Raw genomic sequence first — 14,583 nt, forward strand, 5'->3', positions numbered from 1 at the left:
GCGCCGTGCGCCACGCGCCCTAGCGCGGCCCGTCGCCTCGCGCCGTGCGGCAGGCCGCCGCCGATGACGGCGCCGTGACGGCGCCCGAGCTCCACGACGTGGTATCCGAGCTCCGCCGCCGCGCACGCTGCTTCGTCGCGCGACCGACGCGCCTGTCCCGGCGGGCTGGCCGACGGTGGCGCCGATCTCGCCGGCGTGTGCTCCCTCATTCTTGGCGCCGCGTTCCTGCTGGGGGCGCCGCGAGTCGCGTCTGGGACCGCTCGGGAGAAGAGTTGCCCAACACGACGGCATTGAAGCGCTGTATTATCTGACGCTGGTTCCTCCCGTGGAGATGGGCGGCGGGAGACATCACCCCGTTTCCCCTTCCCCTCCGGCGCGGCTGTAAGGCGCGCCCGACGGGGCCTGTCGGCTCGTCCGCGCGTTCGGGCTCGGCCGGCTGCCGTCCCGCATGGGCTCGCGCGGCAGCTCCACGATGAACGTGGCGCCCGCGCCGGGCTCGCTCTCGATCCGGATGTTCCCGCCCAGCGCGTCGACGAAGCGCCGCGCGAGCCACAGCCCGAGGCCTAGCCCTCCGAAATGGCGCTCTGACACGCCGCGCTCGAACCGCCTGAAGAGCCGCGCCTGCACCGCGCGGGGGATGCCGGCGCCGCGGTCGCGCACGACGAGCCGGGCCCAATCGCCGTCGCCCTCGGCCCGGACATCGATGGGCTTCCCCTCCCCGAACTTGACGGCGTTCGACAGCAGCTTGTCCACCACCTGCCGGAGACGCGCGCGGTCCCAGACGCCCACGACCCCCGGCTTCGCGTCGAGGGACAGCGTCGAGCCCGCGTGCTCGAGCGCCACCGCGTGGCTCGCGGCGACGTCGCGGACCACCTCCGCCAGATCCACCGGCTCCATCTGCATCTCCGGATGGCCCGCGGAGAGGCGCGCGACGTCGAGGAGATCGTTCGCAAGCCGCTCGAGACGCTCGATCTGGTCCACCGCGCGCTCCAGCTTCCTGACCGCGCGCTCCGGCCCCCCGTCCCTCATCCTGCCGGCGCGCGCGTCCCGGAGCAGGACCTGGACTTCCATCAGGAGCGGCGTGAGCGGCGTCCTCAGCTCGTGCGCGGCGAGCTCGAGGAACGTGTCGCGCGCCCGAACCCCCTCCTCGGCTTGCGCGAGCAGGCGCGTCCGCTCCTCCAGCAGGCGCGCGAGGTCGTCGTAAAGGAACGCGTTCTCCAGCGCGACGGCGGCCTGGGCCGAGAGGATCCCGACCACCTCCACACGCTCGGCCGTGAACGCGCCCGTCGCGAGGTCGTTCTCGAGGTACAGCACGCCGTGCAGCGCGCCCCCCGAGAGGACCGGCGCGCAGAGCATGGAGCGGGTCTGTCGCGACACCACGTAGGGCTCGTCGCGCGTCGCCGGAGACGTGCGCGCGTCCTCGAGGACCATCGGGGCCCGGGTCCGCGCCACCGTGCGCACGACGGATAGGCACGCGCGATCGCCGGCGCGCTCGACGGGTACGCCCCCCGCGCGGACGGCCCCGCGGGACGGGTCGCCGGCCGCCTCGAGGACGAGCGCGCCCTCCCGCTCGACGAAGAGCGCCCCCCGCTGCGCGCCGGCGTTCTCCATGACCGTGGAGAGAAGGCGCGTCGGGAGCTCGTGGAGCGTCAGGCTGCTCGTGATGGCGTGCAACGCCTTGAAGAGCGACGCCGCGTCGAGCAGGACGGCCGGCGCCTGCGAGGTCGTGAGCAGCGCGCCCATGGGGGCGTGCATCGGCAGGAGGCTCGCGTACTGCTGCTCGAGCTGCGCGACCTTGGCCACGGCGCCCCACCGGGCGTAGAGCCGCCGCGCTCGCTCCAGGTAGGCGCGCGCCAGGAAGGCCCTGCCGGCCGCCAGCCAGAAGCGGCCGGCGAGCTCGCACGCGAACGCGGCGTCCTGCACGTAGCCCTGCGCCTCCGCCCCGGTGACTGCCTCGTCGTAGAGCCTGGCCGTGGTCCAGGGGTGCTCGCCCTGGAGCCCGGAGCGCATCGCCTCGACGAGCGCGACGTGGTGCCCGAAGTTCATCGGGGCATGCCGTGCCGCCTGCCGCAGCTCGGCGAAGATGCCGTCGGCGCGCTCGACGAGCGCGTCGCGCCGCTCCCCCGCCTCTTCCGCGGCGAGCATCAGACAAGCGAGCGCCTCCGGGACCTGCACCCGGGTGTACATGGGGAGCGTGCGCACGGCCGAGAGATGAGGTCCGACCCGATCGAGCTCCTCGAGGACGCCCTGGAAATCGCCGAAGAGGCTGAGCAGCAAGGTGCGATGGAAGGCGATGTGGAACAGGGAGGACGAGTCGCCGGCGGCCTCCAGAGCGGGGCGCATCGCCTCCGCGTCGAACGCCTCGCCCCGAAGGACCGTCGGCTGCTCGCCCGCCCCGAGGAGGTTCAACATGGCCTGCTGGGACGTCTTGATGACGCGCATCATGGGCTCCTGGTGGAGCAGCGTGAAGGAGCGGCGCAGCTCCCCGATCTCCTGCGAGAGCCCGCGGAGCGGCGCGCCGCTGATGTAGGCGTGCATGCCATACGCCGCGCCGCAGTAGGTTGCCGACTCGAAATCGCCGTGCGCCATTCCCTCCTGATAGCCCACGCGCAGTGGCCCGAGCGTGTCGCGGAAATGCGCCGTGCGCGGGTGGATCGTGCACTCGAAGATCGCGACGATCACCGCCGAGAGCTCGCGGGCTCTGAGCCGCCTCATCACCTCCATTGCGAGCCGGCCGAAGGCCGCGCCGCCCTCGGCGTCGCCCTCCATGACATAGAGAAAATGGCCGAAATACACGTACGACTGCGCGGACGATAGGGCATTGCCGCGTTCGATGGAGAGCCGCACGCCCTCCGTGACGAGCAGCGGGTAGTGCGCCGGCGCCACCAGGAAGGCCATGCCCATGAGCTGGCGGATGATCTCCATGGCGGCGAGGGCGCCTGGATCGCGCATCGGCGGCAGCGCCGCGAGCTCCTCCACCGCCTTGCCCGAGAGCCGCTCGCGGATGGCGACGATGGCACGTTGCACGTCCTCGACCGCGGGCTTCTCGGGGAACGTGAGCCCGAGCCGCCCGAGCGCGCGGAAGCCCAGACGCAGGGCCTCGGCGCGGCGGTCCTGCGCCTGCGCGCTCCGGATGCGGAGCCCGTCGGCCTGGACCTCGTCGAGGACCGAGGCCGCGTGGGCGGAGAGCGCGGAGGCGAGCCGCTCGACGCCGTCGAAATCGCCGACGAGGCAGGCCGCGAGCCCCGCTGCCCGGTACAGCGGGACGGCGAGCTCGCGCGCCCGCGCGAAGCCCTGCTCGCCCAGCACCCGGGTGCCCGCGCCGAGCAGGCTCGCGGCCACCTCGAACGACGCCGCGCCGAGCGCCCGCTGGCCGCCGCGCAGGAACAGCCTGGCCACCTCGATCCGCTCCCCCTCCTCTGCGAGCAGCGCCTCCCCGGCCTTGAGCTGGTCCAGGATCACGAACAGGCGCTCATCCAGGCGCTCGGCCGGCGTCATCGCGAGGAGCCGCCGTCCGAGATCGAGGTGCACGGCGGGCCGATCCCGCTCCTCGATGAGCGCATAGGCCGCTTCCCGGATCCGATCGTGCGCGAACGCGAACGTCGCGCCCGAGGGGTGGCCGGCGGGCGCCCGGAGACGGAGCGGGATCAGCATCCCGGCCTCCACCGGCTCCCACAGCTCCGCGAGCGTGTCCTCCGTGGCAGCGCCGCGGAGGGCCGCGAGCGTGCCGAGGTCGAACGTATCGCCGAGGCACGCGCCCACACGCAGCGCCTCCCTCGCGGCCGGCGAGAGCTCGCCGAGCCGCGCGCGGAGCAGCTCGGCGGCGTTCTCCGCCATCGGCGCGGCCTCGGCGCGGGCCTCGTCCCACGTGAAGCAGGCGCCGGCCAGGTCGAACGTGATGACGCCGTCGCGGTGCAGCCGCTGCAGGAGCTGGCCGATGGCGAACGGGTTGCCCCCCGTCTTCCGCTCCACGATCCGCGCAAGGCTCGTCGCGCGCGAGGCCGGCGCCCGTAGCGCGCCGGCGACGATCTCCACGACATCGCGCTCGCGCAGAGGCGAGAGCGTGAGCGAGGTGACCCTCGCAGCGCCGTCGTGCATGCGCTCCATCGCCGCGCGGAGGGGGTGCCCCTCGGAGAGGTCGTTGTCGCGGTATGCGAGGATCATGCAGCAGAAGCGCAGGTCCGGATCGGCGGCGAGCTCGCAGAGCAGGTCGAGCGTCGCGGCATCCGCCCACTGGAGATCGTCGAGGAACAGGACCAGCGGCTGGCTGTCCCGGCACAGCGCGCGCACGAACCCGCGGAGCACCAGCATCGAGCGGTTGCGCGCCTCCACGGGATCGAGCTCCCGCAGCGGCGGCTGCGGCCCGACCAACAGCGAAAGCTCGGGCACGAGCGCGGTGACCAGGGCGCCGTTCTCGCCCAGCGCGGAGAGGAGTGCCTGCCGCCAGGACGCGACGGCGTCAGGCTCGGCCCCGAGCAGGTGCCGTACGACGTCCTGCAGCGCGCTGGCGAGGACGGCGTATGGCGTCGCGCGCTGGAACCTGTCGCATTTGCCCGCAGCGAACAGCCCGCGCTTGCCCGTGATGGGGCGCAGCAGCTCATGGGCCAGCGCCGATTTGCCGATCCCCGGCGGTCCGCCGACGAGCACGAGCTCCGCGCGCCCCTCTGCGGAGGAGCGCTCCAGGGCGAGCGCGACGGCCTCGATCTCCTCGTCGCGACCGTACAGCCGGCGGGGGATCGCCAGCCGGTCGGGGACGTCGCGCCGGCCGAGCGGGAAGGGCTCGATCCGCCGCGCGCGGCGCCATGATTCGACGCACGAGCAGAGGTCCGCCTCGACGCCCCAGGCCGTCTGGTAGCGATCCTGCGGCTCCTTGGCCATCAGGCGGAGCACGATGTCGGACACGACCTCGGGAATACGGGGGTCGACCTCGCGCGGCGGGGCGGCGGCGCGCGCGAGGTGGCAATACACCAGATCAAGCGGGTCGCTCGTCTCAAAGGGCCGGCGGCCCGTGAGCATCTCGTACAGCGTCACGCCCAGCGCGTAGAGGTCGGCGCGGGCGTCGAGCGGCCTGTTCATGCGGCCCGTCTGCTCCGGCGCCATGTACGCGATCGTCCCCTCGATCTGGGACGGCGGCGCGAGCTCCGCTTGCTCCAGCGGCAGCTCGCTCGCGACACCGAAATCGATCAGCTCAACAGCGCCCGTACGCTCGTTCCACACGACGTTCGAAGGATTGACATCCTTGTGGATGACGCGGCACCGGTGCACCTTGGACAGCTCGCCCGCGACCGCAGCGCCGATCGCGAGCGCCTCGTCGATCGCGAGCCGCCGCCGGGCGCAGACACCGGCGACGGAGACGCCGCCGATATCTGGTGTCTCCAGGTACCGCGTGCCGCCGAGGGTGAGGAGCTGAAAGGTGCGCCCCAGGCGACGGAGCACTGCAGCCTCTCGGTCAGGACCCTCGCGCTCGTCGGTGTGGATCTTGAGGATCACGGAGCGGACGGCGCGCCCGTCCGGCGGCGCGACGGCCCGGAACACCGCACCCGATCTCGTGCGGGCGACCGCCTCGATCTGCCCATAGCCGGCAGACTTCAAGGCTTTGACGATCTGAGCCGCGACGTCCATGGGCCTCGTGCTGGCCGCCCGCTTGGCGCGCGAGCGGCGGGATGCGCGGTTTGCGCTCGGTGCGAGGGAGAGAGCATAGCGACATCTCGTCGCCTGGGCACCGGCCGCGCGCGAGGAGCTGCGCGAGCGCGCCGTGCGCCACGGCCGAGGAGCTGCGCGAACGCACCGTGCGCCACGGCCCCGCGAGGAGCTGCGCGAGCGGGCCCGTGCGCAACCATCGCGCCCGAGCGCGGCCCGTCGCCTCGCCGTGAACCAGGCCACCGCCGAAGACGGCGCGTTGTCGGCCGCGCTGGAGGAGCTGCGCGAGCGGGCCCGTGCGCCACCGTCTCGCCCGAGCGCGGCCCGTCGCGGCGCCGTGAAGCAGACCGCCGCCGAAGACGGCGCGCTGATGATCGCATGCCAGGAGACGCACGACCGCGGCCGTGCTCCAGCGTACCCGGAGAGTGTGCATGGGTCTACGGCGAGCCTGACGCGACCGCGCCAAGGGGGCGACGGCGGCTTTGGCGGCCCCGGGCGTGGCGGTGATTCGAACGGAATCGCGTATCTCGACGAGGACCAGCTCACGCGGGAAGGCATCATGTACGAGCTGGGACCGCCGAGCCAGGGCGGCACTCGCTGGGATTGGTGGGGCGAGATGGTAACGGGGCAGGACGGGATCCAGGTCGAGACGCTCCGTTTCCCTGAGTGGGATCGGCGAGCGGGCGCGATAGGCACGTACGGGAGATGTACGCAGCGAAGGTCCAACGCGACGCCGCTTCATGTGCTCGACTGGCGCGCTTCCCGCCGGGCAGCGCTTCACCGCAGACGAGCATGCCGATCGCCCGGACGTGGGCTTGGCACCGCGCGCGTCCCGCGCTCCGCCGCCTCCCACGCGGCTCGCAGGCTGCTTGCAAGTTTTCCTCCTCCCTCCATCGGCGGTCCCATTCGCTTCAGCGCCTCCAGGCGCACAGCCTCCAGCCTCGACCGGCGCGGCTCGGTCGCCCGGCGCTTCTCCACGAGCTCCCCGAGCACCTGCGCCGCGCGCTCCCACTGCGCCGCCGCCCCCGGCGCGTGCGCGATCCTTCGCACGGCGTTCCAGGGCGCTTCAAGCTGATCACACAGGTTGCCGATCTCGGGGTGCAGCCGTGCGATCGCGCGCAGGTGGCACCGGGTCTGCTTGTTCATCTGGAAACACTCTTCCAGGACGTGGCTCGGCGCGCGGGCAACTCCGCACGCGAGCTCGTACCAGCGCCGCGAGCTCATGCGCCTACAAAAGCACCGAACCACAAACCTGCCAGAGCGAAGCCTTCATTTTCCGTTCAACTTTAAAGAGCGTTAAAGCACAGTACAAGAGTCGGCTCCTGGCGAGGGCGACGGCGTTAAAGTCTGATGTAGCGTGCGACCACGAGGACGCCGGTTCTCGCCCGGCACCGTGGCCTGAAAGGCATACGCTGGGGCTCGATCACGGGACCTCGGTGTGCTGGATGACCCCCTCTGGCGATCCCACGGCCTGGCCGTCGAGTGGGGCCAGCTCGCCCGACGCCGCGGCCGCGAGCCGCGCTGGCGTCCACCTGGGCGAGCTCCGCCTTGCGCCGGCCTCCCTCCTGGATGAGCTCCGCGGCCCCGTGCGCCGGGTTCGCGCCCTGCCGCGTGCTCGGCCCCAGGCCCAGGCCGCCCCGGCGTCCGCCGGGAAGGGTTCACGCCGCGCCCAGCGGGCCGCCCCGCAGACGTGCCGCTGCGCGCAGTCGTGTCGCTATGTGTGCGACAAATCGGAGGTCGGCGGCTCGCAGAGGCCCCTCAGCGGACCCCGCGCGAAATTACCAAATCGACCCCCTTCGGGTCCCCCCAAATCGGCCCCTCGGGAGCTCCCTCGAAGCGGTCTAACTACGCGTCACCAGAGCGGTTTCCCCATCTGACCAGATCCCGGTAACTCGCGACGAGATACCGGATCGTCAGAATTACCATTTCGGGCCTCCTCACGGGCTTTCGTTCAGGCTCCGTCTCGAACCCGAAACACCACAACAACGGAGGTTCGGATGTGGCAGGAGCGGCTACCCTCGCGCCGTCGGTGGCTCCAGACGCGCGGTCGTCAGCCCGCGCTAGCGGGCGACGCTGCTCCACAGGCGGCATCGTGCGCAGCCCAGGCGTTCGGCCGTCAGCGTGCGGTGACCGCGACCTGCCCCACGGCGCGCTCCGACGAGCCGCCCGCGCGCGGCACGGCCACGCATGGGCGACATCGTGCAGCTCCAGCCGCGCGGTCGCCAACACTCCCGCCAACGCCGTCGAGCGCCGTCCTGCCCACGGCGTCACGCCGGGCCGGGCAGGCGGAGATCGCTGGCGCACGGACGGCGACATCGCCAAGCCAGCGGGCCGGCGTCGCGGCGGTCGGCGCGCGCCTCCGTGACGCCGCCCACGCTCCCCGCGCCTGTGACGGGCGCGAGGCCAAGCGCAAGCGGCGGCCCTTCACGTCAGACCGGGCAGACCGGACGATGGCGCGCGCGATCGGCCAGCTTGGCGCCTCCGACTGTCTCCCGAGAAAATGTCTCCCAGGGCGCCTCGCGCGCGGACGTCCACGCGCGCCGATCCGGGCCGCGCATGGCGACGCTGAACGCGGGCGCCACGTTGGGGCCCTGCACCCATCGATCGCGTACGAGACCATGGGGCTGCCGGCCGACGTCGCAGGCTCGCCGAGCTCCCTCGCGTCCGCTCGGCTTCAACTGCGCACGGTGAACACCATCTCTTGTGGGAATGGAATCCAGCGCGACCCCTGGCATGTGCGCGTAGAACCCACACGATGCCGATTCGCCGCGCTCGGCTCGCGCATCGTGATCAGAGGCGCACGCCTGGAGCGGCACGACGTCGTCCGGGCGCCAGCGTCGCCCGCGAGCGCGGCCCGATGCGGCACCGCGGGCCTTTTGCGTCGACACCACGACGACGCGGGTTCGTCGGCAGCTAGATCGGGACCTCGTCATCTCTCAGAAGCCCATCAATCTTGCTTAGCAGTTCTCGCTTGACCCGCTGCCGGTTCAGTTCGTCGTCGTAACCGGCCTTGACAGATGATACCTTGGCGACGCCCTTCAGCATCATCAGAGCGTCGATCATTCGCTCCGCCTCGTCGTCATCCAGGTCGCGCCGGAAGTGAACAACCAGGCCCTTGACGCTCATTGCAGTCCCACTCCCCGCGAAGAGCTCTCGCTGGCTTCCCGACGCATAAGGAGATTACGCAACTCACCGATGGCCCGTGCGCGTCGCCTGTAAAGCGTCGAGAGGGGCAGCCCTGCATCTTGGGCGATCTGGGCCATCGAAACTCCGCCCAAATCGTGTGCCACGAGAACGAGTCGCAGCACCGGTTCGAGCCCATTCACTGCATCCATGGTGCTGGCCCTGACGTTGTCGGACTCCATCACAGCAGCAGCATCTGGCGCTGGATCAAGCACCTCGATCGAACTGACCAATTCCTCCCTGCGCTTTCGCGCACGCTCGTGGTAGTGGGAGGCAACGTGTACGGTGATCGCGTTCAACCAGCGCTCCGGCCTGCCGCGTTTCGGATCGAACCTGGGCCAGCTCTCGCAGACGTTGAGCCAGACCTGGCCCGCGACGTCACCACGCTGGCACTGAGGGACCCCCATCCTCTCCAACCAGAGCAACACCGCACGGACCAGCGTCGGGCAAAACAAGCGCGCGTACGCCGCAGCGCGCTTTCCTTCATCCGGACAATCCATGACATTACCCCCCTTGCGAAATCGCACCCTATGATGAATGCGAGGCACGGCTGCGCTCACCCATGGCTCCCTACTCCCGGAAGTGTCGTGTTCAGCGGAGAGCGCTCAACGTCCTCCCAATCGGCAATGTTCGCGGAACCCGGCCCGCCTTCGTCACGCTGTAGCGGGAAGCTCGTCAGCGTGGCAGCGCGCCGGGCGGGCTCAGTCCCCGTGGCGGCGCGGGCAGGGAGCGGCGACCGAAGCCGCGGCTGTGGAGGCGGCGGGAGCTTCGCCCGCGGGCTCCTGGCCGCAAGCTCGGGAGACGGCACCACAGGCGGAGGAACGTCGAGCGCGCGGGGAGGTAGCGTCGGCGGTGGCGAGCTCTGCACCGGCGACGACGCGGGACACACCGAGCTCTCGCGCTTGGTGACGGGCTCGCCGACCTGGATCACCACGGTATCCTCCGCGTCCGTTCGGCGGTCGTCGTGCAGCCGCCACAGGCGCTCCCAGTACCGCGCCGGCGTGCCGGTGAAGGTCTCCAGCTGCCGCGCGAGGCCGGGCGTCATGGGCAGGTCGCTCCTCAGCAGCCGCTCCACCTCCCTCGGTTCCAACCCCGTGCACTCGGCCAGCTTCCTCCTCCACGAAGGCGCCGTCGCGCAGAACGACTCGAGGACCCTTCCCGGCCAGGGGACGGGGCGCCCTCGGGCGTCTCTCAGCTCGGCGAGCGCCGCATCGACGTGACAGTCCAGGAGGCGCCGGTAACGGTCACGCTCCCCCGCTGCCTGCGCCTTCGCATCGGTGAGGGCTGCCTCCTCTTCAGCATGCGCCTGCTCGCGCGCCTCGCGAAGCCCCCGCTCCCGTCCCAGCGCTTCGCGCGCGGTGACCGCGAAGCCGATCGCGACGCAGGCTATCATCGCGAGCCCGAGCGGCGAAATGAGCCACATCGCACCAAGTAGATCCTCCATCCTATCCATCGCGTTTCGTCTCCTGGACGTGAACGTTCTTGTCTGGAACAAGGCGGATCTCGGCCTTGTGCTGTCCGAAGACATCACCAGGGGCACCGCCTGCTAGCTGCCGAAGGACAGCCGAGGATTCAGCGAAGCTGCCGGAGGAGTGCTTCGCGCTCGGCGACGAGCCGCCCACGGGGGAACTCCCGCGCGTGGGTGTTCAGCAGCCGGAGAGCCTCGACGTTCGCCGTGACGTTGCGGGCCTCGATGGCCCTTCGGGCCTGGTCGATCAGGCTCCGCTCGCGCTCCGCGCCGGTCGGTCGAACGGGGCTCGCCGGAGACGCGGGCCGGCGATCTGTCGTGGTTGAGGGGGCGGCCGTGCTGCTCGCCATCACCTGCGCGCTTCCTTGCTCCCTGGGCGACGCGATCTCGCGCGCGATCGACGCGGCCGGCGCCGCGGCGCCGTGCGCGCGTTCGCCACCGGCGGGCGCCGCGGTGCCTGGCGCGCTGTCTCGCACGAGGAACGCCGCGGCGTCCTGCGCTGCGGGCGAGGTGGCAGGGCCGCGGAACGCCGCCGCCCCGAGCCACGACTCCGGGTCGGGCAACGATGACGCTGAGGAGACCAGCGCGCCGGTCAGCATTGCAAGCGCGCCTTGGACGAGGATTCTCACGCCCAGACGGCGCAGCGAAGCCACCCAAGACGCGCGACGGCCGAAGCCCAGCGCGAGCGGCACGCAGACGCTGGCGTCCCGTCCCTCAGAGTGCTGCTGCGCCTGCCACCGATCCCACTGCACCCTGAGCTCCTGGTGCGCCCGCCAGTGTCGCGTCCTCACCGTGTCCAGCGGGAGTCCCTGCTCGGTGGCGATCTCGGCAAGCGGGACCTCTTGGAGATCGTGCTTGATCACGAGATCCCGGTACTTGGGATCGAGTTGGTCTATCAGCTCCCGCGCGAACTCTTCCCGCTGCCGTGTCCGGAGCAGCTCTTCCGGCGTGGGGCACCCGTCTCGGATCTCGCACTCATCGAACGACGTCAGCACCTCGCCGCGGCGGCGTGCGTCACGGACGTGATTGCGCGCCTGGTTGACGGCGACCGTGACGCGGTACGGGGCTGGATCTCGCCCCGGGTCGAGCCGCTTGTCGGCCTCCAGCCCCCGCAGCAGCGCTTCCTGAGCGATATCCTCGGCGTTTCGCTCCGGCACACCGTGGCGCCGGGCGAGGCGCCGGAAGAGCTCGAAGCCGGGGGAGACGGACGCTGGCTTGTCCACGGTAAGCAGCACACTTGAGCCGGCCAAGCTGCTTCACAAAAAAGAACCGAGGAGCAATTTTGGTCGGACTATGTGGTCCAAGGTAACACCTTCATCTACGCAGAAGCGGACGTATGAGGACGCCTGAGCACATTCCGTCATACGACCGCGAATTCTCGCCCAAACGGCCGAGGTGTCGCGGTTTCTGCCGGTTGACGCCGAAGGACCGGTGTATGTACCGTCACTGGATGCGTCGCATTGCGCATTCGCTCTCGATTTTTCTCACGCTCGGGGCCGCAACGGGCTTCTCGACCTCGGCCAGCGCTGATGACGTCCCGCCGAAGGCGCAACAGACTTCACGAAGTCTGTCAGCGCCGCCGATCTCCACCCCGAAGGCGGGACCGAACGACAGTTCATCGGTGAAGGACCATGTTCGCCGCGGTCAGAGGGCGCGCAATGCCGGGCGGTGGAGCGAGGCATACGCTGCCTACAAGGCTGCTTTCGACGCCGCGGACCCGACGACCAGCACCGAGCGAGAGCGGGCGGAGATCGCCGGCGAGCTCGGCCTTTGCGAGGTCGCGTTGCACAAATACCGCGATGCGGCCGAGCACCTTGCCAAGAGCCTCGAACAACGCGAAGCGCTGCCGGAGGCGCTCGAGCGGCGATTCGAGGCAGGACAGCGCGAGGCAGTGAAGCGCGTCGCTACGCTCGTGCTCTCGGTCGATCCGCCTGACGCCGAGGTGCTCGTCGGTGGCGAGCGCATCGGGAGGACCGCGCGCACCTATACGCTCTTCTTCGAGCCGGGCAAACACGTCATGGTGCGGGGTCGGGCACCGGGCCACGCAGACGCCTTTCAGGGTTTCCTCGGCGTGGTGGGCGCGGAGCACCAGATGACGTTGGAGCTATCCCGCGCGGCGGCGGGGAGCGCCGAGGAGGCGAGCAGCGCCAAGGAGACCGCGCCAGCGACGCCGACCCCCTCGCGCACGTTGCCCGCTGCGCGCGCGAAGGCTCCCAGCCCGTGGGCCTCCTGGCCGGGGACACTGCGCATCACGGGGATCGCCGTCACGACGGCGAGCGTGACGGTGGGCACCATCCTCTTCGTCCGGGCGGGCAAGCTCGATGACGATCTGAGCGCCCGGCGGGATCGGCTCCAAAGCGAGCCGTCATCGAGCGCGTCGATGTGCTGGCAAGCGCCTCGGAACTCGCCGTGTGGCGAGCTGGCCCGCTTGCAGGACGCGCGAAACATGTTCGGCCGCGCCGGTCTGGCCACGGTGATCACGGGCGGTGTCGTCGGTGCTGTGACCGTCGCATCGTTCTTCACGGACTTCTCCTTCCTGAGATTCAAGCCGGCTCAGGACCGGGTCAACGTATCGCCCGTGGCGAATGGGAACGAAATCGGCGCGCGAATCGAGGGGGTATGGTGAGCACGCGGGGGGCCAAGAGAATGGGTTCGCTGGCAGGCCGAGGCGCCGTGACGTCGGTCGTCGCTCTCGCAGTCTGCGTGTGGGGAGCTAGCACGCTGACAGCTTGCGCTGCCTATTCCGATGATTGCTCGGAAAAGCTGGCGTGTGCTCCCGATCCGGAGCACACGCCCGACCCGTGCGCGGGAGAGCCCGGCACAGCGCCAGCGCTCGACAAGTGCGGGGTGTTCGTCAGCGAGGAGGGCAACGACAACAGCCCCGGCACGAAGGACGCGCCGGTGAGGACGTTGCAACGCGCGATCGGCCTCGCCGCGCACGTTCGACGCAACGGCCAGGCGCCGACCCGGCGCGTGTACGCGTGCGGCGGGTTGTTCGAGGAGGCCATCTCGCTCCCCCAGGGTGTCGATATCTGGGGCGGCCGTCTGTGTGCCGGCGGCGACTGGTCCTATGGAGGGCCGCTCGACGAGCAGAACGTGTTGACCGTCATCGCGCCGCCCGTGGGGATCCCGGTGCGGGTCCTCGGGGGGGACGACGATGCGGTCAGCGCGGAAGAGGATGCGACGTCGGTGATCTTCGGCGTGCGCGTCGAGGCGGCCGACGCCTCCGCGAGGGATGGCAAGTCGTCGATCGCGATGATCCTGGAGCATGGGGCCAGGGCGATCGTGCAGTCGAGCGTGATCCTCGCAGGCGACGGCAAGGACGGAGAGCCGGGCGAGGACGCGCCGAGCTTCCGTGCGAATGCCGGCGTGGTGGGGAACGACGGCGTGGATGCGTGTACGGCGAACATGGCGCCGGGCGCCCTTCCGGTCGTGACCGTGTGCGGCGATGGGATCGAGTCGACGGGTGGCCAGGGGGGCGATGGAGGCCTCGAGACGGGTGACCATGGGACGTCAGGACTGCCGGAGCCGGTCGGGACTCCGGACAATCGCGGCTCGGCTGGCACCGGCGCGTCCAGCATGCCGTGCGCGGATGGGGGCCGCGGAGGAGACGGCGCCGACGCGGACCGCGCTGCCGGAGCGGCAAGCGCTGGCCTCCTGGGCGTCGAGGGATGGGTCGGCCCCCGCGGGGAGAACGGCAAGCCGGGCGGCGTCGGTCAGGGTGGCGGCGGGGGTGGCGGTGGCAAAGGGCGCGACCCCATGAACGCGTGTCCGGCGGGTCGGCCCCAGGGCGGTGCGGCCGGCGGATCGGGGGGCAGCGGCGGCTGCGGTGGCAAGGGGGGCAAAGGGGGCGATTACGGCGGTGCGAGCATCGGGATTGTGGCCTTGCAGGGAAGCGACCTCACGGTCGAGGACAGCAAGGTCCTCGGAGCCAAGGGCGGCAATGGTGGGGTCGGCGGAACGGGCCAGTGGGGAGGATTAGGCCCCGACGGCGGCCACGGTGGGCACAGTCTTGGGCCCGACTGGTCGCGAGGCTGCGCCGGCGGTGGTGGCGGCAACGGCGGCCGCGGGGGCGATGCCGGCGGCGGTCTCGGTGGCCACTCGCTCGGCATCGGCTCCGTGAGCGCCACCGTGACCCTTGGGTACAAGGCGACGGTCTCGCCCGGACAAGCCGGCACCGGGGGGATCGGCGGCAATTCAACCCCGGAACGCCCGCTCGGCAAGGGGAACGATGGGACTGCGCAGTTCTGGTACCGGTTCGATGCGCCAGACCCGGAGCCGCCTCAATGAAC

General features: G+C 71.0%; 8 protein-coding genes and 1 pseudogene. 3 read left to right on the forward strand and 6 right to left on the reverse strand.

Annotated features, from left to right (window positions below; translation table 11 throughout):
* Positions 1–348: 348 nt before the first annotated feature.
* Entirely contained in the window at positions 349–5,622 is a 5,274-nt protein-coding gene (locus tag ACSRUE_RS09270) for an AAA family ATPase (RefSeq protein ID WP_441290677.1), read from the reverse strand.
* A 481-nt stretch (positions 5,623–6,103) separates the two neighbouring features.
* Here ACSRUE_RS09270 and ACSRUE_RS09275 point away from each other — a divergent pair.
* A pseudogene (locus tag ACSRUE_RS09275) lies at positions 6,104–6,307 on the forward strand (hypothetical protein); the annotation flags it as partial.
* Positions 6,308–6,417: 110 nt separating this feature from the next.
* Here ACSRUE_RS09275 and ACSRUE_RS09280 read toward each other — a convergent pair.
* The 5 genes from ACSRUE_RS09280 to ACSRUE_RS09300 form a co-directional block, all read right to left on the reverse strand.
* Complete coding sequence (locus ACSRUE_RS09280) at positions 6,418–6,786, reverse strand: hypothetical protein (RefSeq protein WP_441290678.1); 369 nt, start codon at positions 6,784–6,786, stop codon at positions 6,418–6,420.
* A 1,767-nt stretch (positions 6,787–8,553) separates the two neighbouring features.
* Entirely contained in the window at positions 8,554–8,766 is a 213-nt protein-coding gene (locus tag ACSRUE_RS09285; RefSeq protein WP_441290679.1) for a hypothetical protein, read from the reverse strand.
* On the reverse strand, positions 8,763–9,323 hold the full coding sequence (locus tag ACSRUE_RS09290; RefSeq protein WP_441290680.1) for a sigma-70 family RNA polymerase sigma factor: 561 nt from the start codon (positions 9,321–9,323) through the stop codon (positions 8,763–8,765). Before ACSRUE_RS09290 ends, ACSRUE_RS09285 begins: the two co-directional genes overlap by 4 nt.
* A gap of 56 nt (positions 9,324–9,379) precedes the next feature.
* Positions 9,380–10,267 (reverse strand): helix-turn-helix transcriptional regulator, encoded by an 888-nt coding sequence (locus ACSRUE_RS09295; protein ID WP_441293070.1) that lies wholly within the window; start codon positions 10,265–10,267, stop codon positions 9,380–9,382.
* Positions 10,268–10,395: 128 nt separating this feature from the next.
* Complete coding sequence (locus ACSRUE_RS09300) at positions 10,396–11,514, reverse strand: RNA polymerase sigma factor (RefSeq protein ID WP_441290681.1); 1,119 nt, start codon at positions 11,512–11,514, stop codon at positions 10,396–10,398.
* Between the two features lie 212 nt (positions 11,515–11,726).
* On the opposite strand from ACSRUE_RS09300, the gene ACSRUE_RS09305 reads away from it, so the two are divergent.
* Positions 11,727–12,917: a hypothetical protein gene (locus ACSRUE_RS09305; RefSeq protein WP_441290682.1), complete on the forward strand. Its 1,191-nt coding sequence runs from the start codon at positions 11,727–11,729 to the stop codon at positions 12,915–12,917.
* 221 nt (positions 12,918–13,138) lie between these two features.
* Positions 13,139–14,581 carry a hypothetical protein gene (locus tag ACSRUE_RS09310; RefSeq protein WP_441290683.1) on the forward strand — a complete coding sequence of 481 codons (1,443 nt, stop codon included), beginning with the start codon at positions 13,139–13,141 and terminating at the stop codon, positions 14,579–14,581.
* The last annotated feature ends 2 nt before the right edge of the window (positions 14,582–14,583 follow it).

Source organism: Sorangium sp. KYC3313, assembly GCF_052075895.1.
Classification (GTDB): domain Bacteria; phylum Myxococcota_A; class Polyangia; order Polyangiales; family Polyangiaceae; genus Sorangium; species Sorangium cellulosum_B.

Coding starts and splice junctions, on each gene's coding strand:
- ACSRUE_RS09270 (WP_441290677.1), bottom strand. CDS start 5,622: ATGGACGTCGCGGCTCAGATCGTCAAAGCCTTGAAGTCTGCCGGCTAT.
- ACSRUE_RS09280 (WP_441290678.1), bottom strand. CDS start 6,786: ATGAACAAGCAGACCCGGTGCCACCTGCGCGCGATCGCACGGCTGCAC.
- ACSRUE_RS09285 (WP_441290679.1), bottom strand. CDS start 8,766: ATGAGCGTCAAGGGCCTGGTTGTTCACTTCCGGCGCGACCTGGATGAC.
- ACSRUE_RS09290 (WP_441290680.1), bottom strand. CDS start 9,323: ATGGATTGTCCGGATGAAGGAAAGCGCGCTGCGGCGTACGCGCGCTTG.
- ACSRUE_RS09295 (WP_441293070.1), bottom strand. CDS start 10,267: ATGGAGGATCTACTTGGTGCGATGTGGCTCATTTCGCCGCTCGGGCTC.
- ACSRUE_RS09305 (WP_441290682.1), top strand. CDS start 11,727: ATGTACCGTCACTGGATGCGTCGCATTGCGCATTCGCTCTCGATTTTT.